This is a genomic window from Arthrobacter sp. 2762, assembly GCF_040548745.1.
Taxonomy (GTDB): domain Bacteria; phylum Actinomycetota; class Actinomycetes; order Actinomycetales; family Micrococcaceae; genus Arthrobacter.
Map to the genome: position 1 here is coordinate 192,420 of NZ_JBEPSI010000005.1, position 24,052 is coordinate 216,471.

28 protein-coding genes are annotated in these 24,052 nt (G+C 62.3%); 13 read left to right on the top strand and 15 right to left on the bottom strand.

Features of this window, described 5'->3' with window-relative positions:
- Positions 1-2: 2 nt before the first annotated feature.
- The 3 genes from ABIE18_RS11340 to ABIE18_RS11350 form a co-directional block, all read right to left on the bottom strand.
- On the bottom strand, positions 3-509 hold the full coding sequence (locus tag ABIE18_RS11340; RefSeq protein WP_499722867.1) for a hypothetical protein: 507 nt from the start codon (positions 507-509) through the stop codon (positions 3-5).
- A gap of 2 nt (positions 510-511) precedes the next feature.
- Positions 512-1,072 carry a hypothetical protein gene (locus ABIE18_RS11345; RefSeq protein ID WP_499722868.1) on the bottom strand — a complete coding sequence of 187 codons (561 nt, stop codon included), beginning with the start codon at positions 1,070-1,072 and terminating at the stop codon, positions 512-514.
- Between the two features lie 124 nt (positions 1,073-1,196).
- On the bottom strand, positions 1,197-1,661 hold the full coding sequence (locus tag ABIE18_RS11350) for a DUF8821 family protein (protein WP_499722870.1): 465 nt from the start codon (positions 1,659-1,661) through the stop codon (positions 1,197-1,199).
- A gap of 179 nt (positions 1,662-1,840) precedes the next feature.
- On the opposite strand from ABIE18_RS11350, the gene ABIE18_RS11355 reads away from it, so the two are divergent.
- Positions 1,841-2,737, top strand: a complete 897-nt coding sequence (locus tag ABIE18_RS11355; protein WP_499722872.1) for a helix-turn-helix transcriptional regulator — start codon at positions 1,841-1,843, stop codon at positions 2,735-2,737.
- Here ABIE18_RS11355 and ABIE18_RS11360 read toward each other — a convergent pair.
- Complete coding sequence (locus tag ABIE18_RS11360; RefSeq protein WP_499722873.1) at positions 2,701-3,921, bottom strand: MFS transporter; 1,221 nt, start codon at positions 3,919-3,921, stop codon at positions 2,701-2,703. The two genes, ABIE18_RS11355 and ABIE18_RS11360, sit on opposite strands and share 37 nt — an antisense overlap.
- Positions 3,922-4,248: 327 nt before the next feature.
- Between ABIE18_RS11360 and ABIE18_RS11365 the strand changes: the two genes are divergently transcribed.
- Both ABIE18_RS11365 and ABIE18_RS11370 read left to right on the top strand, forming a co-directional pair.
- Positions 4,249-5,079, top strand: a complete 831-nt coding sequence (locus ABIE18_RS11365) for a DUF2382 domain-containing protein (protein ID WP_499722875.1) — start codon at positions 4,249-4,251, stop codon at positions 5,077-5,079.
- 121 nt (positions 5,080-5,200) lie between these two features.
- On the top strand, positions 5,201-5,422 hold the full coding sequence (locus ABIE18_RS11370) for a hypothetical protein (RefSeq protein WP_431117145.1): 222 nt from the start codon (positions 5,201-5,203) through the stop codon (positions 5,420-5,422).
- 12 nt (positions 5,423-5,434) lie between these two features.
- On the opposite strand, the gene ABIE18_RS11375 is transcribed toward ABIE18_RS11370, so the two are convergent.
- Together ABIE18_RS11375 and ABIE18_RS11380 are read right to left on the bottom strand one after the other, a co-directional pair.
- Positions 5,435-7,351, bottom strand: coding sequence for a glycoside hydrolase family 15 protein (locus ABIE18_RS11375; RefSeq protein ID WP_499722877.1), 1,917 nt, complete (start codon positions 7,349-7,351; stop codon positions 5,435-5,437).
- Positions 7,352-7,434: 83 nt separating this feature from the next.
- A complete protein-coding gene (locus ABIE18_RS11380) occupies positions 7,435-8,112 on the bottom strand; it encodes a TetR/AcrR family transcriptional regulator C-terminal domain-containing protein (protein WP_499722878.1) in 678 nt (225 codons plus the stop codon).
- Positions 8,113-8,206: 94 nt separating this feature from the next.
- Here ABIE18_RS11380 and ABIE18_RS11385 point away from each other — a divergent pair, with 94 nt between their 5' ends.
- The 3 genes from ABIE18_RS11385 (at position 8,207) to ABIE18_RS11395 (ending at position 10,711) form a co-directional block, all read left to right on the top strand.
- The gene (locus ABIE18_RS11385) at positions 8,207-9,265 is read left to right on the top strand and encodes an NAD(P)-dependent alcohol dehydrogenase (protein WP_499722879.1); all 1,059 of its coding nucleotides are present in this window, start codon (positions 8,207-8,209) and stop codon (positions 9,263-9,265) included.
- Between the two features lie 152 nt (positions 9,266-9,417).
- Positions 9,418-10,323, top strand: a complete 906-nt coding sequence (locus ABIE18_RS11390) for an SDR family oxidoreductase (protein WP_499722881.1) — start codon at positions 9,418-9,420, stop codon at positions 10,321-10,323.
- Between the two features lie 145 nt (positions 10,324-10,468).
- Positions 10,469-10,711, top strand: coding sequence for a DUF6458 family protein (locus tag ABIE18_RS11395; protein ID WP_223934973.1), 243 nt, complete (start codon positions 10,469-10,471; stop codon positions 10,709-10,711).
- Positions 10,712-10,820: 109 nt separating this feature from the next.
- On the opposite strand, the gene ABIE18_RS11400 is transcribed toward ABIE18_RS11395, so the two are convergent.
- Positions 10,821-11,432 carry a glyoxalase gene (locus ABIE18_RS11400; RefSeq protein ID WP_499722882.1) on the bottom strand — a complete coding sequence of 204 codons (612 nt, stop codon included), beginning with the start codon at positions 11,430-11,432 and terminating at the stop codon, positions 10,821-10,823.
- A 58-nt stretch (positions 11,433-11,490) separates the two neighbouring features.
- Between ABIE18_RS11400 and ABIE18_RS11405 the strand changes: the two genes are divergently transcribed.
- On the top strand, positions 11,491-11,775 hold the full coding sequence (locus ABIE18_RS11405) for a hypothetical protein (RefSeq protein WP_499722883.1): 285 nt from the start codon (positions 11,491-11,493) through the stop codon (positions 11,773-11,775).
- Between the two features lie 14 nt (positions 11,776-11,789).
- Here ABIE18_RS11405 and ABIE18_RS11410 read toward each other — a convergent pair whose 3' ends face one another.
- The 4 genes from ABIE18_RS11410 to ABIE18_RS11425 form a co-directional block, all read right to left on the bottom strand.
- Entirely contained in the window at positions 11,790-12,338 is a 549-nt protein-coding gene (locus ABIE18_RS11410) for a DUF488 domain-containing protein (protein ID WP_499722884.1), read from the bottom strand.
- An 8-nt stretch (positions 12,339-12,346) separates the two neighbouring features.
- Positions 12,347-12,589, bottom strand: coding sequence for a hypothetical protein (locus ABIE18_RS11415; protein ID WP_499722886.1), 243 nt, complete (start codon positions 12,587-12,589; stop codon positions 12,347-12,349).
- A 109-nt stretch (positions 12,590-12,698) separates the two neighbouring features.
- Positions 12,699-13,292, bottom strand: a complete 594-nt coding sequence (locus ABIE18_RS11420; RefSeq protein ID WP_499722887.1) for a histidine phosphatase family protein — start codon at positions 13,290-13,292, stop codon at positions 12,699-12,701.
- Between the two features lie 96 nt (positions 13,293-13,388).
- Entirely contained in the window at positions 13,389-13,757 is a 369-nt protein-coding gene (locus tag ABIE18_RS11425) for a VOC family protein (protein WP_499722888.1), read from the bottom strand.
- Positions 13,758-13,816: 59 nt separating this feature from the next.
- Between ABIE18_RS11425 and ABIE18_RS11430 the strand changes: the two genes are divergently transcribed.
- From ABIE18_RS11430 to ABIE18_RS11445, 4 genes are all read left to right on the top strand, one after another.
- On the top strand, positions 13,817-14,263 hold the full coding sequence (locus ABIE18_RS11430; protein WP_499722890.1) for a MarR family winged helix-turn-helix transcriptional regulator: 447 nt from the start codon (positions 13,817-13,819) through the stop codon (positions 14,261-14,263).
- Between the two features lie 235 nt (positions 14,264-14,498).
- Positions 14,499-15,902 carry a serine/threonine-protein kinase gene (locus ABIE18_RS11435; RefSeq protein WP_499722891.1) on the top strand — a complete coding sequence of 468 codons (1,404 nt, stop codon included), beginning with the start codon at positions 14,499-14,501 and terminating at the stop codon, positions 15,900-15,902.
- A gap of 177 nt (positions 15,903-16,079) precedes the next feature.
- On the top strand, positions 16,080-16,700 hold the full coding sequence (locus ABIE18_RS11440) for a TetR/AcrR family transcriptional regulator (protein ID WP_499722892.1): 621 nt from the start codon (positions 16,080-16,082) through the stop codon (positions 16,698-16,700).
- A complete protein-coding gene (locus ABIE18_RS11445) occupies positions 16,700-17,980 on the top strand; it encodes a glycosyltransferase (protein ID WP_499722893.1) in 1,281 nt (426 codons plus the stop codon). The genes ABIE18_RS11440 and ABIE18_RS11445 overlap by 1 nt, the downstream gene beginning before the upstream one ends.
- A 31-nt stretch (positions 17,981-18,011) precedes the next feature.
- Here the strand turns inward: ABIE18_RS11445 and ABIE18_RS11450 are convergent, their stop codons facing one another.
- Positions 18,012-19,238 carry a GAF domain-containing sensor histidine kinase gene (locus ABIE18_RS11450; protein ID WP_499722894.1) on the bottom strand — a complete coding sequence of 409 codons (1,227 nt, stop codon included), beginning with the start codon at positions 19,236-19,238 and terminating at the stop codon, positions 18,012-18,014.
- A 132-nt stretch (positions 19,239-19,370) separates the two neighbouring features.
- Between ABIE18_RS11450 and ABIE18_RS11455 the strand changes: the two genes are divergently transcribed.
- The gene (locus tag ABIE18_RS11455; protein ID WP_499722896.1) at positions 19,371-20,813 is read left to right on the top strand and encodes an MFS transporter; all 1,443 of its coding nucleotides are present in this window, start codon (positions 19,371-19,373) and stop codon (positions 20,811-20,813) included.
- Positions 20,814-20,822: 9 nt separating this feature from the next.
- Here ABIE18_RS11455 and ABIE18_RS11460 read toward each other — a convergent pair whose 3' ends face one another.
- Positions 20,823-22,073 carry an FAD-dependent oxidoreductase gene (locus tag ABIE18_RS11460; RefSeq protein WP_499722897.1) on the bottom strand — a complete coding sequence of 417 codons (1,251 nt, stop codon included), beginning with the start codon at positions 22,071-22,073 and terminating at the stop codon, positions 20,823-20,825.
- A gap of 108 nt (positions 22,074-22,181) precedes the next feature.
- Between ABIE18_RS11460 and ABIE18_RS11465 the strand changes: the two genes are divergently transcribed.
- Entirely contained in the window at positions 22,182-22,646 is a 465-nt protein-coding gene (locus ABIE18_RS11465; protein WP_499722898.1) for a MarR family transcriptional regulator, read from the top strand.
- A 447-nt stretch (positions 22,647-23,093) separates the two neighbouring features.
- Here the strand turns inward: ABIE18_RS11465 and ABIE18_RS11470 are convergent, their stop codons facing one another.
- Both ABIE18_RS11470 and ABIE18_RS11475 read right to left on the bottom strand, forming a co-directional pair.
- Entirely contained in the window at positions 23,094-23,393 is a 300-nt protein-coding gene (locus ABIE18_RS11470) for a hypothetical protein (RefSeq protein WP_499722899.1), read from the bottom strand.
- Between the two features lie 104 nt (positions 23,394-23,497).
- Positions 23,498-23,998 carry a methyltransferase family protein gene (locus tag ABIE18_RS11475; protein WP_499722900.1) on the bottom strand — a complete coding sequence of 167 codons (501 nt, stop codon included), beginning with the start codon at positions 23,996-23,998 and terminating at the stop codon, positions 23,498-23,500.
- Positions 23,999-24,052 lie beyond the last annotated feature (54 nt).

The window sequence follows — 24,052 nt, forward strand, 5'->3', positions numbered from 1 at the left end:
CCCTACCGACCTCCGTACAGCGCCGCCTCAAGCAGCCGGTCAAAGCTGGCAGTTCCACTGCTCACCGGAGCAACGCTGATGACCGCGAGGAGTTTCTCGGAGCCGTCTTCCTTGGCACTTGCGACCCCTTTCACGTGCAGCCGCAAACCGGGAACACCGTTGATCAGCAGTGGGAGCTGCTCACCGCTCTTGATCAATTTCCGTAGCTGCTTTGTGGAGATCTTGTCGTCGGAGCTGCCTGTTAACTCCGTGAGGGTGTCGTTGATCCGTTTTGCCAAGCCGCGCAGCAGGCTCCTCTGGGCGGCGACCGTTGGAATGGTAAGGATCGCTGCGAACACGGCCGTGAATATCGAGGCTGGGCCAACGCTTCTCAGGGCAGGCATGAAGATCATCAGGATCAGCCACAGGATCACAGCAAGGATGGTGAAAGTGACGAATTTGATGATGGGTTTGTCGCCTGGTTTCCTCACCCAGCGCACGATTTCAACAGCGTCGGACGCGTTTTCCATGGTCAGGATCCCTTCACTTCGAGGAGTGCCTCGGCCAGAATTACTGCCTCGCGTGCTTCCCTAAGATCGTTCCGCAATCCCAGATCGGGGATCTTCGAGGCGCCACCGCCGGTACCAGCAAGCTCGTAGAGGGCTCTGCTCAGGTTTTCGCGGTCCTGTGACAACCTCCGGGACGTATCCAGTTTGGCTCTGCTGACTTCAAGCTCCAGGAGCGATCGGCCGATGGCGTCGCGTCGCCCCTGCATGATTGACAGTTTCTCCGTGAGCCGCAGGACCTGTGCCCTGTGCATAGACCCCATCTGAACGGCAGTTCGTTGGAGCTCATGGAGGGCCTCCGACGTCTGCGGCTCGCCGGAGTGCCGGGCCAGTTCCTCATTGACGCGGACCAGTCTCCGTTCCCAGCCCCGAAGGGCCCGTTGATACCGTCCCAAGAGCAGCGAGATCGCCGACAGCGCCTTGTCAAGGGCCCTCGCCCGGGTGCTCAGGCTTGTGGTTGCCGCGTCCAACCTTGCGAGGAATGCGGCGTAATTGTCCGGGGAAGGAGCCTTGTTGCGGGGATCCATGCGTCACCTGCGCCCGATGCTGCTGCAACCAGGTTTGGTGCGGCACAACGCTCCCCAAACGCCCATGTCAAGAGAATAGAGGGTCCCCGCCCGTTGGCATAGGGCCCGTAGTCGCAGCCTGCGGTCAGTACTGGCCCTTGATCACGAAGTACGACCCCCGGATTACCCCTGCCAGCTTGGACTTCTGACGGGCGAACTTGAAGCGCGATTCCAGTTCTGCTGGAACGTCCATGCCCTCAGTGAGCTTAAAACCGACCGCCCGCTTGCCGCCGTCCTCGATGCTGTACATGACGTTGATGGAAAGCCCGGACTCGTAGAACACGTAATCCATCCGCAAACCGTCCACTTCGAAGGCCGTCGCCTCCAAGGGGCGGGAATCGATGACGATGTCGCGCTCTTCCTTCAGGATCCGGCTCACCCGATCCACGACTTCCGGCACCTCACTGGCGGGACTCACGGTGAAGTCATGGTCGTATTTGTTCTTGTAATAACGGGCCTCGTTGGCGCGCAACCCTGCGAGGGCCTCGGCAACCGGAGAGGACTCCAGACCCTCGGTAGAAACATTCTTGAAGTCAACGATGTACGGCAATTGCTCTCCTCGTCAGATGTCTTGGGACCAACCCTAACGTTCCACACCGACACCGCGGTGTTGAGGCGAGGAATTGGGTGAGGAAAACGCACGACGGCGGGAGGTCGCCGTCGTGCGTTAAGCGAAGCAGGTATCAGGAGGGACTCCCTCCTGATACCTGCTTCGCCTAGCGTGGAGCAATGGATAATCGAGCGGAGGTCCGCGAATTCCTGATCTCACGGCGTGCCCATGTTGCCCCTGAGCAGGTTGGACTGCCCACTGGGACCAATCGCCGGGTGAAAGGCTTGCGGCGTAGTGAAGTGGCTACGCTTGCCGGGTTGAGCGTGGAGTATTACACGCGCCTTGAGCGTGGCGCGATCAGCGGAGCTTCCCCGCAGGTTCTTGAGAGCATCGCCAGGGCGTTGTGCCTGTATGACGCCGAGCGGGCCCACTTATTCGACCTCGCCCATGCGGCCAGTCCCGTGGCCCGCCCGCCACGGCGGCGCAACTCCAAGTCCTACGTTCCGCATCAGAGCCTGCAATGGGCGCTGGATGCTGTGACCGCCGGTCCGGCGTTCGTTCGTAACGGCCGGATGGATCTGCTGGCGGTTAATCCCTTGGCGCGGGCGTTCTACAAGGACTGTTACGACATGCCTGGCGAACCGCCGAACATCGCGCGCTTCACGTTCTTGGATGAACGCGCCCACGTTTTTTATCCGGATTGGGATGCGTTCGCCGAGGTGACTGTGTCCATCCTGCGGACCGAAGCCGGTCGCGACCCGCACAACAAAGAACTTCATGACCTCATCGGTGAGTTGGGTACCCGCAGCGATGAATTCCGGAAACGCTGGGGCGCGCACAACGTACGCCACCATGGGACTGGTTTCAAGACGTTCAATCACCCGGTTGTGGGCGAGCTGACGCTCGCTTATGAAGGGTTGGAAATGGCTGCTGAGCCTGGCCTGACCCTGACGATCTACAGTGCGGAACCGGGGTCGCCTTCGGCGGAGCGCCTGCAGTTGCTCGCTTCGTGGGCTGCCAGCGAGTATGGCACCGCAGCTCAGGCTGAGCCCGAGAGGGCTGCCTCGGACGGCTGAGGTGACCGTTCTTTCCGCAACAGGATGGTGAGCGGGAGAAAATACAGTGCCGCTATGCACGTACCCACCAGCACCGGGCCCGTGGCACCGAGCGCGGACTCGAGTGCAAAGCCTGCGATCCACGAGCCCACTGCGGTGCCGAGGTTGAACGAGGATGTGCTGAGGGCGGAGGCGAGCGTGGGTGCGTGGCGGGCATACCCGACTGCTTTGCCTATGAGGATGGGGTTGGTTGCCATGCCGAACAGGCCCAGCAAGAAGATGAGGATCACCGTCAGCACGGGGTTGCCTGAGAGCAGGCAGAGAGCCCCGAGCACTGGAAACGTCATTGCTGCCGAGACGAACAGCGCCACAAATGGGCGGTGCGCGCCAAAATGGCCCCCGAGGTTGGAACCGATGAACGCTCCGACGCCATAGACCACGAGAACCAGCGGAACTGCTGCTGCTCCCATGCCCGTGTTCTGTGTCAGGAGCGGAGAGATGAAACTGTAGGCCGCAAGGGATGATCCACACACTATTGCGCAGCCTGCAAGAACAAGCCAAACCCTGGCGTCACGCATGCTCGCGATCTCGGCCCGAACTGAGGGGATGGGGCCAGAGGAAGGGTCGACGCCGACCAAACGGTAAACAACCAACGCCGCCACGAGTGCCAGGATTGTGAGGATCCAGAAAGGGCCTCGCCAACCGATCGACTGGCCGGCAAACGCTCCCAACGGAACACCGATCACGTTGGCGAGCATGCCACCACCCAGGACTACCCCCAACGCGCGGGAGGCGGAAGCGGCACCAGCCGCCTTCGCACCCACGACGGCGGCGACGGCCCAGAAGGCTCCGGTGGCCAGGGCCGTAAGGAACCGGGCCCCGAGTATCACTGCGAAGTCGGTGGTAAGGGCAACGATGACGTGTCCAACGGCGAAAACCACCAACGCGAGGCCAAGCGTGACGCGTCGCGGCATCTTGAGGGTGAGGATCGACATGGTGGGCGTTCCAACGATCATGCCAACCGCGAAGACGGTAATCATCAACCCGGCATTTCCTACCGTGATACCCAGGTCCTGGGCGATCTCTGGAAGGATCCCGGCCACCACGAATTCTGTGGTGCCCATGAGGAACACACCCGCGGCAAGCACGTAGGTAACAAGCGGCAGGCGACGGGTTGTTGGTGGGCGCCAAGTATCAGTGGTCATGGTTCCAGACCATCACAGGCATTCAGCCTGAGGGAGTCCCGGTTGATGGAGGTTCTCCGAGGGACTCTTTTCGGTCCGCTAAACATGCAGATGATGGCGTCCGAACTGCAGGACGCCGTTCGGATCGTCGGAGCGGATCAGGACATCTTACTGCGCAGGCGAATCTTCGATTGGGTCTTGCCAAAGAAATAGTAAGCATGCTTATGTATTGCTGTTCCGCCAAGTCAGCGGGTTGAATCCATTCCCCGTCATGATCCCGGAACCCACGCCCGGTGATGCAGGCCGCTGGGCACCAACTGCAACACAATCAGATTCCAAGGAGACATCATGCTCGCCAGGGAGAACATTGACCGTCTGATGGGCCTCAACGGAAACGTTCGGACCACGGAGGGGGACAAGGTTGGGTCAATCGGCACGTTCTACACCGATGACGACACGGGGGAGCCAACATGGGTAACAGTCAAAACCGGTCTTTTCGGCACTTCTGAATCGTTCATTCCCTTGGAGGGAGCCACTGTTGAGGGCGACGACGTCCTGGTTCCCTACAGCAAGGACCACATCAAGGACGCTCCCCGCGTGGCCGAAGATGGTCACCTCGACCCGGACGAGGAGGAACGGCTTTACAAGCACTACAGCATCCAGGACCGGGGCGCCTTCCAGGGTCAGCATGACTACGGGAACCGAAGCACCGGAGTGGACACAAGCGCCGGAGTGGGCACGAGGGCCGGAGTGGACAGCGTCGGCGGCATGGACGTTGACACCGCCGGAACGGCGCGCGCGGGCGGCGATGCCATGACCCGTTCTGAGGAGCGGCTCAACGTCGGGACGGAAAGGACTGCGGCCGGACGGGCGCGTCTTCGCAAGTACATCACCACCGAAAATGTGACTACCACCGTGCCTGTCGAGCGCGAGGAAGTCCGCCTTGAGCGTGAGCCGATCACGGATGCCAATAAGGGAGACGCCATGTCCGGCCCTGACCTCACAGAAAGCGAGCATGAGGTCACGCTTCACGAAGAGCGGCCGGTAGTGGATAAGGAAACCGTCCCTGTGGAGCGCGTGCGCTTGGAAAAGGACACCGTCACGGATGAAGTCCCCGTCAATGAGGAAGTCCGTAAGGAAAACATTGAAACTGAAGGCACGCGCGATACCCGCCGCTGAAGCGTGCGGCAGCTGCCGCACCACTGAGGGGTGAAACGCCCGACGGCGGGAGGCCGCCGTCGGGCCTTTATCCAGCCAGCTGGTCCTACCGCAGAAGCCCAGGCGATGGGACGATTTCCTTATGGGCGATGAAGAGAAGAAGGGCCCTGGCGTGCCCTCGGGCGCAGGGTCAGAGGAACGCGATCAGTGGCAGGATACCGATGCTGGATCTCCGACCACACAGCAGATGAGGACCATCGGCCAGCGTCGGCGGGAGGCCGAGCGCAAGCTCGATCAACACCTGGAGGAAGCCAAGCACAAGGCTGAAGCCGCGGATCCGGACGATCAAAAAACGGAATCGTGACTGCGCCGCTTTTCAGCGGCTGGTTTCGGGGTGCTTTCTGGGCGCCGGATGATCCGTCCCCGGGCCGCTTTCAGAGATGGCCTGTTGGGGGAGCTGGTCAGTACCTTGCTCCGGGTGTTTCGGTCTGCGCAGCGGCGTGTCACTGCCATGGGCTTCGCCGTGATGGAGCTGCAGGGCGCAGTGGATCAGGGGAAAGTGGCTGAACGCTTGCGGAGTGTTGCCGAGTTGTCGCTGGGTTCCGGGATCCCATTCCTCGCTGAGCAGCCCAACATCGTTTCGGAGCGTCAATAGCCGCTCGAACAGTGCGGTTGCCTGGCCGGCGTGGCCAATGCCCAGCAGCGCATCCACCAGCCAGAACGAGCACGCAAGGAAGACTCCCTCATCGCCAGGCAGGCCGTCATGGCCGGACTCGGTTCGATAGCGCAGCACCAGACCATCATCGGTCAGCCCTTCCTGGATGGCTTTCACAGTGCCCGCAACTCGTGGATGGCGGTGCCCCAAAAAGCCAACCCGGGGGATGAGGAGCAGGCTGGCGTCCAGTTCCTTACTGCCGTAGGACTGGACAAAGCTGTTGAGCTCTTCATCGAACCCCTGCGTCATGACCTCTGAGTGGATTTGCCTGCGAAGCGCCGCCCAGCGGTCCGCGGGGCCGGGCAATCCCGAAGTTCTTACGGCTTTGACCATGCGATCCGCAGCTACCCATGCCATGACTTTGGAATGCGTGAAATGCCGGCGGGGGCCGCGCATCTCCCACAGCCCGTTATCCGGTTGGTCCCAAGCCCCTTCCAGGTACTCCATCAACGCCACTTGAATGTCCCAGGACGTGTCCACGGTGCCCGGCGGGGAAGCTGCCCTTGTCAGCGAGAGTCCGTCCAACACTTCGCCCCAAACGTCTAATTGCAACTGGGGGGCTGCGGCGTTCCCGGTGCGGACTGGCCGGGAATTTTCGTAGCCCGAAAGCCACGGGATCTCTGCCTCCGGCAATCTTCGGGCGCCGTCCAGGCCGTAAACGATCTGCAGCTCGGAAGGATCGCCCGCCACAGCACGCAGCAGCCATTCCCGCCAGGCTGCTGCTTCTTCCGTGTATCCGGCGGCAAGCAACGACTGCAGGGTCAGTGTTGCATCGCGCAGCCAGCAATAGCGGTAGTCCCAATTGCGGGAACCGCCCAGTTGCTCGGGAAGGGACGTTGTCGCAGCCGCAACGATGCCGCCCGTGGGGGCGTAGGTCAGCGCCTTGAGGGTAATCAGGGATCGCTCCACCGGGTCCTTGTACTTGCCCTCCATTTCGCTTTGGTCAATCCACTCGCGCCAGAAGGATTCCGTGGCGTGAAATGCTTTGGCTGCATCGATACGCCGGGGCTCCGGCTCATGGCTTGGTGCCCAGCGAAGCACGAAGGGGATGCGTTCCCCGGCGCGGACGCTGAACTCACTAACCGTGCGCATGTCCTGGCCCTTTAGAGGAGCGGGCGTCGTGAGATAGGCGGAATCGGGCCCCGCCACGGCGCTGATTCCGTGCTTGGTGTGACGCACCCACGGCACCACGCGACCGTAGTCGAAACGGAGAATCAACTCGCCGCGCATGGCCACCTCGCCGGACAGGCCTTCCACGATCCGCACGAGGTCCACGGCGTCATCGCGGACGGGCATGAAGTCGGTGACACGTACCGCGCCGCCGTCCACTTCCCATTCCGTTTCCAGGATCAGGGTGTCTGGACGATAACGGCGCCGAGTGCAGTTTCCGCCGTTTCGGCCCGCTGCATCTGCGGGCGCCAGGAGCCATCGGCCAGCTTCAGGGTTATGCAATAAGGCGGCGAAGCACGCGGGAGAGTCGAAACGGGGCAGGCACATCCAATCGATGGATCCGTCGCGCGCCACCAGGGCGGCCGTGTTCAAGTCCCCGATGATCGCATAGTCCTCAATTCTGGCCATGGCATCAGATCCTTAAAATCAGGCGGCGTCGAGTATGCCCTGACCGTACCCTTTTGCCTCACGCACCTCAACGGATGCGGCGGTTATTCGGCTGGTGCACCGCCATCACCCATCAATCGGCTGAGGCCGTCAAGAATCAGGTTCAGTCCAAAGTCGAATTCGTCGCCGAAGTCGTAGCCGGGTTTGAGGACATGCTCGACGGCGATCTCCACCATGCGCGGGTATTCCCCGGTTGAGAATCGCTCCATGATGGGGGTGGTGATTTCGGCTGCTGTATCCCGGCCTTCAAACGGCAGGGCTGCTTCCTGGAGGGCGAAGCCGTAGATGTAGCTGTCCAGCGCTGCGTACGCGTGGGCGGTCAGTTGGATCGAAAATCCTGCTTCCCGCAAGGTGGCCAGCATCGCCTCGTGGTGTCGGAGTGTTGCGGGGCCAGGGGAGGAACGGCTTTCCAGCAGCCCCACCGCCCACGGATGCCGGGTGAGGGCTGCGCGCATGGCGTGTGCCCGACTGTGCATTTCGTCCCGCCAGTTCCCGGAAGGCGAGGGCAACTGAACTTCGCTGAACACCATGTCCACGATGCCGTCCAGGATCTCGTCCTTGTTGGCCACGTAGTAGTACAAGGACATGGGCTTGGTGCCCATGCTTTGCGCGAGGGAGCGGATGGTCAGCGCGGATATCCCCGATTCGTCTGCGAGTTCCACAGCGCATGTGAGAACCCTTTCGCGGCTAAGAGGAAGGCGCTCCGGGTTGACGGCTGACACTGGATCTCCTTTGGGTGTTCCGTTTTGGTACATTGTACGGTCGCGTCTTTAGTACAGCGTACGAAAAGTAGCTGAACTCCTGAAAGGAACGGCCATGACCACTGGTCAGCAAGCCAAGGAAACGTCTGCATCCAACGTGGCACCCACATCGGAAGACACCATGCGGGCCGTCGTGCAGGATGCCTACGGCTCCGCCGACGTCTTTCGTCTGGCGCGCATCCCCAGGCCCGAGGTGGCGGGCAACGAGGTGCTGGTCCGCGTCCACGCTGCAGGGCTGGACCGTGGGACCTGGCACATCATGGCCGGGAAGCCTTACGCCCTGCGTTTGGCCTTTGGGTTCCGGGGCCCCAAGAATCCAGTACCTGGGCTCGACGTCGCCGGGACCGTCGAAGCGGTTGGGCCGGAAGTAACCCGCTTCGCGGACGGTGACCACGTTTTCGGCGTGGGAAAGGGTTCCTTCGCCGAGTATGCACTAGCCGGGGAAGACCACCTCGCCCTCAAACCTGCAAGCATCAGCTTCGAGCAAGCCGGAGTGGTTCCCGTTTCAGCCTGCACCGCCCTTCAGGCGCTCCGTGCAGGTGGGATAGAAGTCGGGACACCGGCAGGGCAAACCGCGAAAGGCCTCAAGGTGCTGATCACTGGCGCCTCCGGCGGGGTTGGCGGCTACGCAGTGCAATTCGCTAAGGCCGCAGGAGCTGAAGTTACCGGGGCTTGCAGCAGCGGCAAAGTGGACCATGTGAAGTCCCTCGGCGCCGACCACGTGATCGATTACGCCAAGCAGGACTTCGCGGACGGGTCTGAGCACTATGACGTGATCATCGATCTCGCGGGAAACCCCAGCCTGAAGCGCCTTCGCCGGGCGCTCACCCACAGCGGAACGGCAGTCCTTACGGGCGGGGAAGAGGGCGGACCGCTAACTGGTGGCATGGACAGGCAGTTCCGGGCACTGGCACTGTCCCCGTTCATTAGTCAAAAGCTGACCATGATTGTTGGCACGGAGCGTGCGGAGGACCTCGAGTACCTCGCCGGGCTCCTCCAAGCCGGAAGCATCGTCCCGGCTATCGACCGAAGCTACCCCCTTGACCGCGTTCCAGAAGCCATGCGTTACTTCGACGCCGGCAAAACACGCGGGAAGATCGCCATCACCATCTGACCGGGTGGTCACCAAGGGGCATGGTCGGTGAGGGGTCAACGCACGACGGCGGCAGGTCGCCGTCGTGCGTTTGCGTGAAGTCTAGAATCAACGCAGCGGGGCATGCTACGACTGTTCTTGGGAGCGAACCCGGCGAGTCCAAGGAGCAAATCATGGCTGAAGAGAAGCCCGTCCTCGTGGTCGGTGGCACCGGCTACCTTGGCAGTCAGGTGGTTGATGCACTTCTCAAGCGTGGCAAGAGCGTCAGGGCGCTTGTCCGGGCAAAATCCAACGCGGGCAAACTCGAAGCCAAAGGTGTCGAGATTGTTCGAGGCGACATGCTTGATGTGGCGTCCTTGATCCATGCGATGACAGGCGTAGCAGGGGTAATTTCGACTGCGGCCGGATACACGCGGAACGACAAGAACGCCAACGCTATCGACACGTTTGGCAACAGCAACCTGGCCGTCGCCGCCAAACAAACAGGCGTTCCCAGGTTTGTTCTCATCAGCATCCTCACATGTGATCTGACACCCCAAGTTCCGCACTTTTGGCACAAGAAGCAGGCCGAGGATACGTTCGAGCAGCTGGGCGTCCCTTTCGTTGCGCTTCGTCCGGGTGCGTTCTTTGACCAGACTGCTGGGATGGGTGGCGATCCTTTGGCGAAGGGGCGCGTCATGTGGATCGGCTCCAAGGACACCCCGCTGACTTTCGTCCTCACCAGCGACCTCGCGGGTTATCTTGCGGATGCCGTGGAGGCGGACGTTGTTGATGGCGAACGAATCGACATCGGCTGGACCCGACCCGTCAGCATGTCAGAAGCGGCGGGCCTCCTGTCCAAACATGGCGAGGCGGACGGCAAGGACATCAAGATCATGGCCGTTCCAACGCCGGTACTCAAGGGTTTGGGCAAAGTCACCTCGCGCTTCGTCCCACTGGTAAGTGACATGGCAAGCATGTCGGCTTGGTTCGAGACGGGTCGATACGTTGCCAACACGAGCCGGCAAGCTGAAGTTTTTGGTCCGCCACCCACTCCCGAGGAGGCCATCGCGCGGTTCGCGACGAGTTTCGGGCACTGATCGGTGGCCAGTCCGGCCCGCATGGTAAGCAAACAATGACGGGCACAATCTTTCGTGTGTCGCGAATTGAGAAGTATGCTTACGATATCGACGCAGTTCCGTGATCACCCGTTCGCGGGCCGGTCGGAAGTGAGAGGAGCACGACATGAGAATAGGTTCTTCCATAGCACTGATCGCCATTGGAGCGATTCTGGCCTTTGCGCTTGCCCCCGGACTCATCCCCTTCGTGGACCAAGTCCTGATCGGCTACATCCTGATGGCTGTAGGCGTATTGGGCCTGATCATTTCCATCATCATGGCAAGCCGCACCCGCCGTACGGACCATGTCGTGGAGCGGCGTGATGCTCCAGAGACCATCATCGACCGGCGTCCGCGTCCCGAGGTTTAGCTCTCTCTGAAGCAAGGCAAAAACGCACGACGGCGGAGGTCGCCGTCGTGCGTTTTCTTGCGTGCGGTCCGGGCGCAAAAGCTCTGACGGAAGGTCGCCGTCGTGAGTTTCAGCCCAGCGGTGCTTCCCAGGCGAATCCGTCAGGGTCGGTGAAGGTGCCTGCATCGCCGCTGATGAGGAGCCGGTGCGACCCGGTTCCCTCGGGTGATACGCCGGCGGTCTTGGCCAGCGCGCCACGTTTGTTGAGCGTCAGCTTGATGGGGCCGGTATCAAACTCGACGTACCGGCTTCCGAAACTCTTGGCCAAGATGAGGCCTCGGTCGAGATAGAACTGCTTGCTGGCAGCCACATTCGCGACTCCCAGTTGGAGCACCATCGCATCAATCTGCGGATCGGCCGGGCCGCTGTCCTTCTTGGACGAGGAGGCGACTGTCCAGATGGTGCCGTCTGGAGCCTGGAGGACTCCGCCGTACCCCCACAGGGATTTGGCGGCCTGCTTGATGACTGTCGCGCCGGCGTCGCGGGCGTTATCCATAAGGCTGTTTACGGTGGCTGGCTGGGAGACGACAAGCGACATCGCAAATCCGCGAAAGCCGGTGGCCGGCGCCTCGGATGAACGTACCTGAACCCTGCCGCCCATGCTGAAAACGTCAGTGTAGAAGGCCTCCGCCACCTGAGTAGTGGGAGGGACCTCGAGAATTACAGATTCGATGGCTGCCATGTCAGTCATCCTAGTGAAGAACCAGTGGTCACGGCTGAACACCACGTAGGCTGCTGGCATGGAGAAGTCATTCGATGTAGAACTCGTAAACCAGGATGAGTACTTGGTCCGCTGGGCATCCGAAGGGCAGACCGGGGAATCCGTCTTTCGGATCACTCCGGAATTCCTGACTGATGCCAGGCTGGACGGCCAGGATGGGCAGCTTATTACTGAAGAAGCGGCCAACTTTCTTGCCGAGCACCAACCCGTGATCGACTTCCCTCAGACGGTTGATCTGGAAGAGATTGCGGCAGCTTACCCCGACTTCGCACAGCAACTGCGGAGCCGGATCGAGGCCCGCTGACCCAACCCACCGACCTAACCCACCGACTCGTCCACGGGGAGGTCGTACTGCAGGTGCCCCCGGTGCGCCCTCACTCCGGCCGTAGGGACGTGGGGGACCAGCTTGGCTCCTGGCATGAGATGACTGACGGGCTGTAAGTCCAGCAGGACGCAATGATCTGCGATGAGACGGCGATGGCAACGCCACCAGAGCGTTTCGCTGCACATGATCGCGGTCTTTTCGGCAGCCGCATCCGCCAAAAGCTGACTCAGGGCCGCGGTGAACTCAACTGTACGCATGTACGCCGCGTAGGCCCTGAATGAGTCGTTGCGCAGGGATGTATCGGGGGAGCTGGGTGGAAGCTTCCGGAACCCACCCAGTCGCTGTTCCCAGCGATAAGCAATTCCGGCAGCGGGCAGCCATTCCTCCATGTGGTTTCTTCCGAAGTGAGGGTATTTCCGGCTTCCCGGGCCAATCCGAACGTCCACCAACGACTCCACGCCGGCGGCGTGCAAAAGGTCCTCAAAGTCGGCCTGGGGTGTGGCGCCATGCCCAACAGTCAGCAGTTTCTGCTCGTTCGGCATCGGCTTGCTCAGCATTGGAACTGGACGTCAAACTCTTCCTGCTTCCGTCCGCTCGAGGTGGTTGCGGCGTCGAGCACGGCCTGTGCCGCCTCTTCCAGCCGGGAAACGTGGAGCACCAGCCCTGGTATTTGAATGACGCGAAGTTCAAACCAGCCGTCGGTGGCCAGCGTTACTCTCGCAGTCAGTGTAATTGCGTTGACCCGGCAGGCTTCGGTGGTCACGAGTCTGGAGCCAACAAGTGTGAGAGCCAAGCTGACCTCCAGGGCAGCGGAGCGAAAGGCGCCTGCTGCTTGACTCACTTGAGCATACAGAAACTTGCATGCACGATGTCAATAAGATTCGCTGAGTTTCGCGGTTGTGTCAGCTGTCCACGTTGGCTGTCAGAAGCTCACCGTTGAAGTACTCCAGCTTCCAGCCGTCGGAGGCGTGGTGATGGGCGAGGTTCAGCACGGCATTGTGGACGCTGTCCAGCGTGCGTCCAATCGCGCGGCTCAGCGACAGCCGGATCAACGTACCGTGGGTTACCACCAGGACGTGCTGTCCCGAAAATTCCTGTGCCAACTGTTCCAGGGCATTCATGCCGCGGCTGGCTGCGCCATCATCGCTCTCGCCGCCGCGGAAACCGCCCGGAATGCGAAGTGCTTCGAGTTCCGGGCCGGCTTGCAGGCCTTCTGCAGGTCCGAAGCTTCGCTCGATAAGCTCGGGAACCCGCCGGGCCACCGTGAGGCCCAGGCCTTCTGCGATCAAGTCCGCGGTTTCTGCCGCACGACTCAACGGCGAGGAAACAATGGCGTCCCACTGGTAATTGGCCAAAGTGCCAACGGCTTCACGCGCCTGTTCGCGGCCGACGTCGTTCAGCGGAATGTCAGTGGCACCCTGCAACCGGCGCTCCGCGTTCCAGTCGGTCTGGCCATGGCGGACGAGGGCGAAGGTAGTAAGGGTCATGCCTTCCATTGTGCCTTCCGGCCGTCCGGGCCGCAGTTCCGTGCGTCACGTAAGGAAAACGTCCGACGGCGGGAGGTCGCCGTCGGACGCTTGGTGCGGTTGGTGTCAGGCGGCGTCGTGGATGGTGATCCGGTAGCCGTCCGGATCTGCGAAGGTGAACGTGCGCCCGAAGGGCCCGTCGATGGGTGCTGCCGTGATCTGCGTGCCGTGGGCGGAGAGCGTGTCATGGAGTTCCTGGGCGTCGGTGGCCCGCAGCCACAAGGCAATTCCTTCGCCGGGTTGCGGGAGCGAATCCAGCTCGGTTTCCGGCAGTCGCTCCCGCACCGCAAAGGCCACCGGTTTGGTGTCAAAAACGACGGCGTGCGGCGGACCGGCCACCGAGCGCGTCAGCCCGAGTTGCTGCTCGTAGAACAGTGCCGAACGTTCAAGATCGCGGACCTGCAGGGAAATGAAATCTGGACCGATTGTAGCCATGCTTGCTCTCCTCGTTATGTCAGTATGTTGACATCGACAAGCTATGTCAGAATGTTGACATGAGTCAAGGCGGCAGTGGCGTGGATCTGGACACCTCCCTGGGTTATCTCCTGAAGCAAGTGCACAGTGCTTTGCGGAGCGCAATGGACGCCGCCCTCCGACCCCTCGGAATGACGGTGTCGCAGTACGCGTGCCTTGAGCTCCTGGCGCAACGTCCCGGCCTTTCCAATTCCGAGCTTGCCCGTGGAGCCTTCGTGTCCCGGCAGTCAATGAACGTGCTTTTGCAGGCCCTGGAACGGGACGGGCTGGTTTCCAGGCCGGAGCAGCCTGTAACCGGGCGGGCGCTCCCCGTGAAGCTGACTCCACTCGGTAGTAAGAGATTGAAGGCAGCGAGTGAGGCTGCCAACGAGGTGGAAGGCCGGTTGCGACAGGGGTTGACTGCCAGCGAGCGGCAGCATTTGCAAGCCCTGCTCGTGTCGCGACTTACGGCGCTCGCGGAGGACTGATCGGCCTCCTCATTGATGACGCGTTTCCCTTCCGGGCCAATACTAAGTATCCTGATGACTTGTCTGGTGAATCCGGATGATGCTGTTTGACGCAGGACTGCTCAAGCCGTAGCGGTTTCGCCGAACAGGGCGGCCGCGCGGCTCTCGTGAAAGTTTGATCGGCGGCGTTGCCTGGTAGCAGCGGACCCTGTCGGGGTCCGAGGCACGCAGGTGGGCCTGAAGGGCGTGACAATTCGTGGGCAACAATGACGAGGCCGTGGAGTTCCACGTGACCGATGCCAGTGTGGCTGCCACCATCGATGGCCGCTATCAGCTGGGACCCGTTTTGGGCCGAGGAGCTATGTCCACGGTGTACCGGGCTACGGACTTGCTCCTTGGCCGGGACGTAGCCATCAAGATCTTTCTGCCTGGCTCTGGCGACGACTCGTTCAGGGCCCGCCAGGAAACCGAGATGAGGTTGCTCGCCGCCTTTGACCATCCAGGCCTGGTGGCGGCCTTCGATGCGGGCGTGGATACCCGCAATGGCGAAGAACGGGCCTACCTCGTCATGGAACTCGCAGAGGGTCGTGACCTGAAGGCCGTACTATCCGACGGGCCACTGACGCATCCCGAAACCACCCGCATCGGCGTGCGACTCGCTGGCGCCCTTGCCCAGGTGCATGCCCAGGGCGTCATTCACCGCGACATCAAGCCGGCGAATATCCTGGTTTCCGAGGGGGCAGATGGCACCGAATCTGTGAAACTGGCGGACTTCGGAGTCGCCCTGGTCATGGACGATAGCCGCCTCACCGCAACGGGCTTCACCGTCGGCACAGCCCAGTACCTCAGCCCGGAGCAGGCACAAGGGCTGCACCTGACGCCTGCCAGCGACATCTACTCTTTGGGTTTGGTGCTCCTGGAGTGCCTCACCGGCAAGCCCGAATACCCAGGAACCCCGGTAGAGACGGCCTCGGCACGACTTCATCGGGCACCCGAGATCCCGGAAGAACTCCCCAACGGGCTGCGCGGACTCCTCCAAGCGATGACGGACATGGATCCGGAACGACGTCCTACGGCGGGCGACGTTGAAGAAGTCCTGGCAGGCCGACGTCGGAAGCTGCCGCCTATGGCAACGGAAATCCTGCCGGTAGTTTCAGCGGCGCCCGCAGTCCCATCGAAGCCGGCTTTGCCGTCGCGGCCGCCGCATGTGGTGACCTCAAGCCCAAGGCCGGCTGCTTCAGCGGCGGGAAGGCGCGCTTCCGCTACGGGTCCAAGGGCTTTTGCGAAGAAGCCCAAGGTGCTCGCCGGGCTGGTTGCGGCTGCCCTTGCTGTCCCGGTCGGGCTGGCGTTGCTCACTAATGGCGTCTTTTCCGCGGAAACCTCCGCCGAACCTACGCGGCAGGTGGATCCCGGTGTCTCCGTCATTGAGTCCCAACCCAGCGGGCCGACAGCTCCCGTGGGGACGGCGCCGCCAGCGGTGGCGCCAGCGGTCGAAGTTGTGGATGTGCAAGATCAGCAGCCCGTTCCGGCGCCAGCCGTTCAAGCCACCTTGCCTGCCCAAGATGGTGCAGGCACGGATCCCCAAGATCTCGCGGATGCCAAGAGCGGGGGCAAGAGCGAGACTAAGCCTGAAAAAGGCAAGGGGAATGGCCGCGGGTAACGCCTGAGGCGGCCAACGCTCGACGGCGGAGGTCGCCGTCGTGCGTTTTCTTGCCTAGCGTGCTGCCCCGGACGTCGAGCCCTGGTCCTCACGGTGTATCTGCAGGACAAAGTACACGGAAGGGGCCGTATTCGCGCACGCGACACCTCTGGATCTGCCGTCCATATTCGAGTTAATATGGTTAACATGAATGTGGGCGGGAGTACAACCCGACGCTATGACAACCGGAAACGGGCATCCACGGCCGCTGATACGGGGCGCCGGATCCTTGAGGTGACACGAGACCTCTTCACGGAAAGACCGCTCTCGGAGATCACCCTGATCGCGGTGGCTGACCGCGCCGGAGTTACGGTGCAGACCGTCATCCGTCGCTTCGGCGACCGCAGTGGGCTTATCGATGCGACGGTCGAACACACCGCTGCGCAGGTGATGGCCCATCGCGATGCCGCGCCTGCCGGCAACGTCCCCGCCGCCATCGACAACCTGCTCGAACACTATGAGACCACCGGCGCTCTTGCCTTGAAGATGCTGGCCGAGGAGGAAACCTCACCGGCCGTAGCGGAAATGGCTGAAGCGGGCAGACGCCTGCACCGCCGGTGGTGCGAGCGGGTTTTCGCCCCGTTCCTTGAGTGTGAATTCTTGCCGGACGGGGCGGACCGGGGCCGCCGTCTTGCCCAGTTCGTCGCTCTTTGTGACGTCTACACCTGGAAACTGCTCCGCCTGGACGCGGGCCTTAACCGTGACCAGGTGGCACTTTCCTTAACCGAAATGCTTGAGCCCTTCACCCGGAGGCCGTAATGTCCACCGTTCTCGCCTACACCTCGCCCGCCATCGGCCATCTCTTTCCCATGGTCCCGCTGTTACTGGAACTGAAGGTGCGGGGACATGAGGTCCACGTGCGGACAATTCCCCAACAGCTCCCGGCCCTGCGCAGCGCCGGCCTCCAGGCCGAATCCGTCGACCCGCGCCTCCTGGAGATCAGGCACCGGGACTATCTGGCCAAATCGATCAAGGACGGGCTGGCCGCGAGCACTGAGACCTTCACGGCGCGTGCCCGCTTCGACGCCCCCGACCTTCGCCGGGCCATCGGTGAGACCAGCCCGGACCTCCTGCTCGTGGACATTAATGCGTGGGGCGCCCGTATCGTGGCTGAGGATATCGGGCTCCCGTGGGCCAGCTTCTGCCCCTACACGCCGCCACTGACGTCCCGGGGAACCCCGCCGTTCGGACCCGGGCTGGATCCGATGCCAGGTCCCCTGGGAAGGCTCCGGGACGCGCTCATCCGCCCCCTGGTGACTGGCGCCGTCGAAAAGCTGATGATGCCCGGGATCAACAGGGCCCGGGCCGAAATCTCCGGCGGTAAACTTCCGCCGTCCCGGAACGTGGATGACTTCTTCCTCACCGCGCCGCTCCTCCTCGTCAGCAGCGCCGAGCCGTTTGAATACCCGCACCCGGACTGGGGACCAGACGTCCGGATGATCGGGGCGCTGTCATGGGACCCGCCGTTCCCGCCGCCGGCTTGGCTTGGGAGCGTCCAGGATCCGGTCGTACTTGTGACCACGTCTTCTGAATACCAGGCTGACGAGGATTTGGTACGCGCAGCGCTCCAGGGCCTGGCCAACGAACCCTTCACTGTCGTCGCCACGCTGCCAGCAGTGGTGACCGGATCGGAACAGGACCAGCGGCCCGCCGCCGGACCGGTGGATTTTGGGCCCCTTCCCGCCAATGCCCGGCTGGAACGCTTCGTGCCCCACGGAGACGTGCTGGGGCGCGCCGCGGTTGCCATCACCCATGGCGGTATGGGAGCCACCCAAAAGGCACTGTCCAAGGGTGTGCCGGTGGTGGTGGTTCCCTTCGGCCGTGACCAGCATGAAGTTGCGGCGCGGGTGGTGGCCGCAGACGCGGGTGTGCGGCTCAGCCGGAAAAAGCTCACCCCGGAGAAGCTTCGCGCCGCAGTTCACGACGCCCTCACAAAGAAGGAAGGAGCCCGGCGGGTCGCTGCCGGCTACGCCGCCGCCGGGGGTGCGGCGGCGGGCGCTGATGCCCTCGAAGAGCTGCTCCGGATTGCCCACGCCTAAGGCCGGCGGCAGGGGTGAAACGTTTGAACCGCTAGGGCTCGGACGGGAAGCTCACCGCCACCGTGGTTCCGCCGCCGGCAGTTTCCGAGAGGGTGAGTTCCCCGCCGTGGGCCTTGGCGATGCTGCTGCAGGTGGCGAGTCCCAGGCCGGAGCCCGGTCCGTCGCCTTGGCGGCGCAGGCGCACCAACGGTTCCAGGACCTTGGCCCGGTCCTCCGGGTTGATGCCTTTGCCGTTATCAGCCACGAAGATGGTGGCGCCATGGTAATTGGAGACGCCGCTGATCCGGACATGCAGATCCCTTTCGGGGCTGCGGTAGTTCATGGCGTTGGACAGCAGGTTCTGTAGCAACGTGCGCAGTTGGCCCTTGTCTGCCTGGAGGTTCAGGTCCTGCACTTCAAGGATGTCGTCCTCGATGCCGAGGTCCCGGGCCACCTCGCCCGCCGCCTCTTTAAGTGAGACCTGCTGTGGCTGGATGCCGCCGCCCACCCTCGAGTAGCTCAGGACATCTTCCAGCATTCCCAGCATTCGGCGGCCACTCGCCCCGATGCGGCTCAGGTATTTGGCTGCCGTGCTGTCTGTCTGGACGTCTGGATCGTCCTCCACCAACTCCACATAACCCAGGATGGTGGTGAGCGGAATCCGGAGATCGTGGCTGACGCGGCCCGCGAAACCAGCCAACTTGGCGTTGCTCTCCCGCAGCTCTGCATAGGTGCGGTCCAGTTGGATGGTGCGGTGCTGCAGCTCCAACAGCTCCACCACCTGCTTGGCCAGGACTTCCAGCATGCTGACTTGCTCGGGCCGTATCTCTTTGGGTTTGTCAGAGAAAACGCACAAAGTGCCGGGAACGAATCCTGATTCTGTTTGCAGTGGAACCGAAGCGTAGAACCGGACCCGGCCCAATTCACCGGTGACGAACGGGTTGTCAGCGGACCGCGGATCCAGCGAAGCGTCGGGGATAACGGTGATCTCGCGGGAGAGGAACACCTTGGCACACATGGAATCTTCGCGCGAGCACATCCCCGGTTCCACACCCCAGGCGCCAATTTGGTATTGGTATTCGGCGCTGATGATGTTGACTACCCCGAAAGGGGCGCCGCAAAGCTCAGTGGCAAGGCGAACGAGGTTCTGCAGCGCGCTCATGACGGAGGCGTTGGGAAGGAGGGTGGAATCCTCGCCGGGGTCCAGGCCGTACTCCCGCAACTCCAGATCCCGGCTAAGGTCGCCGGTGAAGGCCAGTTGGCCTTTTGCACCTTTCATCAAGAATTTCCCCCAGGCTTCTTTAGGATTCCCTGCCGATCCTACCGGGAGGTTGGTGCGGTTGGATTGTCACACGGTTTGGGTTGGAGCTGGCCCTTATCTGAGGCAATTGGCGTCAGTACACTGGAACGCATGACCGAGCAGGAACCGGCTGGGGATACTGAAGTTATCGACCTCTCCCTGCGCACTCCGGCAGAGCGATCCCGTACCTTCATGGGGATCCTGGTGAATACCGCCCTGGCAAATATCACCACAAGCTATCTCTGGTTCGCCCTGACGTTCTGGGTTTATCTGGAAACGCGCAACGTTATTGCCACGGGCGTGGTGGGGGGTGCCTACATGCTCCTGATTGCACTCTCCAGCATCAGCTTCGGCACGTTCGTGGACAGGTATCGCAAGCTTGCCATTATGCGCTTCGCCGCTGGGTTCACCCTGGTGATGTTCGTGCTGTCAGGAGTGCTGTTTCTCCTCACCCCTACAAGCCTTCTGCTGGATCTGACACAGCCATGGTTCTGGATTTTCACCCTGATCATCCTCGTGGGTGCGGTGGTGGAGAATTTGCGCAACATTGCCCTCTCCACCACCGTCACCATCCTCATTGAGCCTGATCGCCGGGCCAATGCCAACGGAATGGTGGGGATGGTGCAGGGACTCATGTTCATTGTTACTTCGGTTCTGTCCGGACTGTCAGTGGGCCTGCTGGGCATGGGCTGGACCATTGTGGCTTCACTGGTTTTCACCGCGCTGGCGTTCGCACACCTACTCACCTTGCGAATGCCCGAAGAGGTGCAAGCGGCAGCCACTGACGCAAAGGGCGGTTTCGACTTCCGTGGTTCCCTTGCTGCTGTGCTGGCCATCTCCGGGCTGTTTGCATTGATCATATTTTCCACGTTCAACAACTTCGTGGGCGGTGTGTACATGGCTTTGATGGATCCCTACGGATTGGAAATGTTCTCCGTTGAGATGTGGGGAATGGTCTTCGCCGTGGGCTCCACCGGATTCCTGGTAGGCGGTGCACTGGTAGGAAAGTTTGGGCTCGGCTCCAATCCCTTGCGGACCATGCTGATCGTTGTCGCCGTCATGGGGTTCCTGGGTGCAGTGTTCACCCTGCGTGAATGGGCATGGCTGTACGTAGCTGGCATCTGGCTGTATCTGACCTTGGTTCCCATTGTGGAAGCTGCCGAGCAGACGGTCATCCAACAGGTGGTTCCCCTGAACCGGCAGGGCAGGGTGTTCGGATTCGCCATGGCCTTCGAGTCCGCCGCAGCGCCCATCACCGCGTTCCTCATCGCCCCGCTCGCCCAGTTCTGGATCATCCCGTACGCCCGGTCCACCGAGGGCGCCGCCCAACTGGAGCCGCTGTTGGGTCACGGCACGTCCCGCGGGATCGCCCTCGTGTTCCTGATTGCCGGCATCATTCTCATTGTCGCGGCACTGATCGCGTTCCTGACTCCTGTTTACCGCAGGGTCTCGGCGTCGTACATGAAGAGGGCAGCGACCGGAGGCGCTGATGCGAGTGTGGGCGCTGGCGGGAGCGTTGCTACCGGGGGTGCTGACGCAGCGTCTTCCGGGTAAGTGACGTGGTCATCTGTCGGCAGACTCGGGAACAGCATCCCAGTCGATGTGATGGCCGTAGAGCCAGTCGAAGTTGTCCGCCGCCTTCCGGGCAAGTCCCCGGAAAATGGCACGCATAGCCAGGTCCTGGAGCACGCGGGTGAACTGGTTCCTGACCTTGGGTTGAGAGTTCCGACGGCCCCAGGCGACCACCGTCTCTGCACGGGGGCGGCGCTCCGCTTCGTAGGCCGAAAACCGGGTGGTGAGGCTTCGTGGTTCCATGTCGTCGCTCGTGGCTCCCCGAAGGGCGCGGCCCAGCGTGACGGCGTCCTCGATTGCCATCGACGCGCCCTGCCCGGAGGACGGGGAGGCGGCATGGGCGGCATCGCCCACCAGGACCATCCTGCCTCGGTGCCAGCGGGGGACGCTGGGGAAATCGAACGTGGAATACGGCTTGATGATGTCTTCCGTGGCGCGAATCAGGGCCGCCATCGGTGTCCGGTCTCCCTTTACCAAGCTTGTTAACCAAGCCCGGAGTTCCTCCTGTCCCAGCAAAGACGGATCAGCACTGGAGCGCTGCAAGGGATTTGCGAACCACCAAATCCTGCCGTCGGGGCCGGGCATGTAGCAGTAGAAGCAGCGCTTGCCGAACACCATCTTCATGCGCCCCGGGGACACTCCCAGATCCACATCCTGGAGCGCCAAGGCGGCGGTGTTGGCAGGAATGATGCCGCCCGTGTTGAGCAGCGGGATGGTGCGCGGTGCGGGCGAGGCGGGGTCGATCAGCGGCCGCACCGCCGAGCGCAGCCCGTCGGCGCCCACCAGCAGGTCGCCGCGGGTGGAGGTGCCGTCGTCGAAAACTGCTGTGACGCCGTCGGGCAGTTCCTCCACCGCTGTCAGTCGCTTGCCGTGCTCGATCCGGATCCCACGGCGGAGTGCCTCCTCCCGCAAGTGGGCGTAAAGCTCCGAGCGGGTCATGGTCCGGGCAGTGGTGCCATCCGGGAGCGTGCCGCCGAAATCGAAATCGATCAGGTGTCGACCCGTGCTGCCCAAGTACATGGACATGAGCGGGGTGCTGAAGCCCAGTTGCGCGGCTTGCTCCTTGAGGCCCAGCGTGTCCAGGGCGTCGAAACCGTTGACGGCGAGGGTGAGGAAGGCGCCGACTCCGTCAGAAGGTCCATTGTGCGCCTCAAAAACGGTGGCGGAGTGGCCGGCTTTCTGGAGTGAGAGGGCCGTGGACAGGCCGGCTACGCCGGATCCGATAACAAGACAGTTCAGCACGGGAGCTCCTTTTGTGGATTTATTTCGTTCGGTTAAAAGAAATATAATCCTGAGCACTGCGCCGGTCAATCGTTTCGGTCAAGCGAAAGACTTTGCTAGCCTCGGAGCATGACGAATCAGGGGCAACGCGAAGCTCTGCTGGAAGCTGTTTATGCGTCGGGCCGGGAACTGTCCACTGCGGCGATCATGTTTCACACCGCACTGTCTGAACTGCGGGGCTTGTCGGCGACGGAGGGTAAGGCCATCGATATCCTGCTCCGCCACGGCCCCATGACGGCGGGCGAATTCGGTGAACACTCCGGGCTGGCCCCCGCATCGGTCACCGGGCTCATGCAGCGACTCGAAAGCAAAGGCGTGGCCCGGCGGGTCAAGCACGACGAGGACAAGCGGAAGGTCCTGATCGAGCTCGTGGGTGACCAGGTTGCCGCAGCGGCGCCCTATTTCACCGATTTCATGGCCGGGATGGCCGGGCTGCTGGAGGGTTATAGCGACGACGAGCTCCGGATCATCGCCGACTACTCAAGCAAGGCTGCGCGCGTCCAGCAGGAGGCGGCCGCTCGGCTGAGTCGGTGAGTTGGCTGATGGTGGCTGCGTGGAGGGCTGGCAACGTTCGATGGCGGGTACGTTCGCAGTCGGGCGACTTTTTGCTGGATCATCGGTGAGGCCAAGGGTTTGCTGTCTGCACCTACATGGGCCTCAGCGAGTGGAGCCCGCGAATGATCCAGCAAAATCGTGTCGCTCGGGTTCGGTCAGGAAACTTTCCGCCGCCAGTTCCATCCGACAGCCGCCAAGACCGCTACTCGTCCCGCCATGTGAGCCGGAGGATTTCGAAGGCTTCCTGGATGGCCGCAGAACTCCGGATGGAAGCCAATGCGCCACACTGTTCCTGCTGCAGAGACCAGGGTCAGTTCGTCCTAGGTCACCCGTCAGCCCGCTGTCGCGAATGCCCGGGCAGCGGCAAGGACCGCTTGTGCAGCCTCGTCCACGTGGCCTTCACGAAGCAGCCGTGCAGGAGGAACGTCATCGAGTTTGGGGGTTCATGCCTTGGAACCAGGCCTGCACCACAGCCCTGGAATCCCGTTCGGTCAACAGTGCCGCCACATGGTAGGCATGCCGCAGCCGGGTCATGACCTCGGCGGATGGCTTCCGGTCGCCGTCGGCCCACTGGCGCACGGCGCGGGTTTCCTTCACTGATCCCATGTAGGCAACGAGTTTTGCGCCGAGGATGTCCCTGAGGTCACGGACCAGCTCGGCCTCGGGCAGCCTGATGGAATCTTGATGCGCTTTCAGCCCTCCACGGGCTCCTGCGACTCCTGTCACGGACCCGGACTTTCATGGATCGCAGACCTGATCAACGGGTGAATCACACCCGGGATCACATGTGCTCACGCTGTCTTGGCGGACGCTCAAGCCTTAGCCGGCCCCTACCCCCGCCAAGGCGTCAGCCGCGGCCACCACCCCGGAACGTTATCCCGGTACTCGAGGTACTGCTCGCCGTACGTGTCGGTGAGGGTGGGTTCCTCGTACGCCTTCACGAAAGTGACGACGGCGATGAGGGCTACCCCGGCGTAGATGACGAGCCACCAACTGCCGAAGAGCAGCGCTTGGCCGAGGATAATCGTGAGCACAGCAAGGTACATGGGATTGCGCACGAATCGATAAACCCCGGTGACAACCAGCGTCTGGGTCGGCGCAACCGGCGCAGGCGTTCCCCGGTGAAGGGCGAACAGCGCGAAGGCGTGAAGCAGGAAAGCTACCCCTAGGGTGATCGCGATCCAGGCGACGGGCGCCACCAGCCACGCCGCGCCGTCCCAGTCGTAAAGCCGCCATCCCGAGATGAGCCACGGGATGAGACCTGCCACGATGCCGGGCGCGAGGAAGAGGAAGACAATGGTCCCGATCCACGCGCGCGCTGACTGAGTCATGTCGGTCAGGTTAGTCCTCGGCTTGAGGGCCGGCGCAACTCACCCCGCCGGCGC

Bases quoted from the DNA above. Each gene is read 5' to 3' on its own strand.
- ABIE18_RS11360 (WP_499722873.1), bottom strand. From the start codon at position 3,921: ATGACCACTGATACTTGGCGCCCACCAACAACCCGTCGCCTGCCGCTT.
- ABIE18_RS11355 (WP_499722872.1), top strand. From the start codon at position 1,841: ATGGATAATCGAGCGGAGGTCCGCGAATTCCTGATCTCACGGCGTGCC.
- ABIE18_RS11445 (WP_499722893.1), top strand. From the start codon at position 16,700: ATGTCCACCGTTCTCGCCTACACCTCGCCCGCCATCGGCCATCTCTTT.
- ABIE18_RS11405 (WP_499722883.1), top strand. From the start codon at position 11,491: ATGGAGAAGTCATTCGATGTAGAACTCGTAAACCAGGATGAGTACTTG.
- ABIE18_RS11455 (WP_499722896.1), top strand. From the start codon at position 19,371: ATGACCGAGCAGGAACCGGCTGGGGATACTGAAGTTATCGACCTCTCC.
- ABIE18_RS11410 (WP_499722884.1), bottom strand. From the start codon at position 12,338: ATGCCGAACGAGCAGAAACTGCTGACTGTTGGGCATGGCGCCACACCC.
- ABIE18_RS11425 (WP_499722888.1), bottom strand. From the start codon at position 13,757: ATGGCTACAATCGGTCCAGATTTCATTTCCCTGCAGGTCCGCGATCTT.
- ABIE18_RS11375 (WP_499722877.1), bottom strand. From the start codon at position 7,351: ATGGCCAGAATTGAGGACTATGCGATCATCGGGGACTTGAACACGGCC.
- ABIE18_RS11370 (WP_431117145.1), top strand. From the start codon at position 5,201: ATGGGCGATGAAGAGAAGAAGGGCCCTGGCGTGCCCTCGGGCGCAGGG.
- ABIE18_RS11475 (WP_499722900.1), bottom strand. From the start codon at position 23,998: ATGACTCAGTCAGCGCGCGCGTGGATCGGGACCATTGTCTTCCTCTTC.
- ABIE18_RS11395 (WP_223934973.1), top strand. From the start codon at position 10,469: ATGAGAATAGGTTCTTCCATAGCACTGATCGCCATTGGAGCGATTCTG.
- ABIE18_RS11450 (WP_499722894.1), bottom strand. From the start codon at position 19,238: ATGAAAGGTGCAAAAGGCCAACTGGCCTTCACCGGCGACCTTAGCCGG.
- ABIE18_RS11440 (WP_499722892.1), top strand. From the start codon at position 16,080: ATGGTTAACATGAATGTGGGCGGGAGTACAACCCGACGCTATGACAAC.
- ABIE18_RS11465 (WP_499722898.1), top strand. From the start codon at position 22,182: ATGACGAATCAGGGGCAACGCGAAGCTCTGCTGGAAGCTGTTTATGCG.
- ABIE18_RS11340 (WP_499722867.1), bottom strand. From the start codon at position 509: ATGGAAAACGCGTCCGACGCTGTTGAAATCGTGCGCTGGGTGAGGAAA.
- ABIE18_RS11420 (WP_499722887.1), bottom strand. From the start codon at position 13,292: ATGGAAGGCATGACCCTTACTACCTTCGCCCTCGTCCGCCATGGCCAG.
- ABIE18_RS11365 (WP_499722875.1), top strand. From the start codon at position 4,249: ATGCTCGCCAGGGAGAACATTGACCGTCTGATGGGCCTCAACGGAAAC.
- ABIE18_RS11385 (WP_499722879.1), top strand. From the start codon at position 8,207: ATGACCACTGGTCAGCAAGCCAAGGAAACGTCTGCATCCAACGTGGCA.
- ABIE18_RS11430 (WP_499722890.1), top strand. From the start codon at position 13,817: ATGAGTCAAGGCGGCAGTGGCGTGGATCTGGACACCTCCCTGGGTTAT.
- ABIE18_RS11390 (WP_499722881.1), top strand. From the start codon at position 9,418: ATGGCTGAAGAGAAGCCCGTCCTCGTGGTCGGTGGCACCGGCTACCTT.
- ABIE18_RS11400 (WP_499722882.1), bottom strand. From the start codon at position 11,432: ATGGCAGCCATCGAATCTGTAATTCTCGAGGTCCCTCCCACTACTCAG.
- ABIE18_RS11345 (WP_499722868.1), bottom strand. From the start codon at position 1,072: ATGGATCCCCGCAACAAGGCTCCTTCCCCGGACAATTACGCCGCATTC.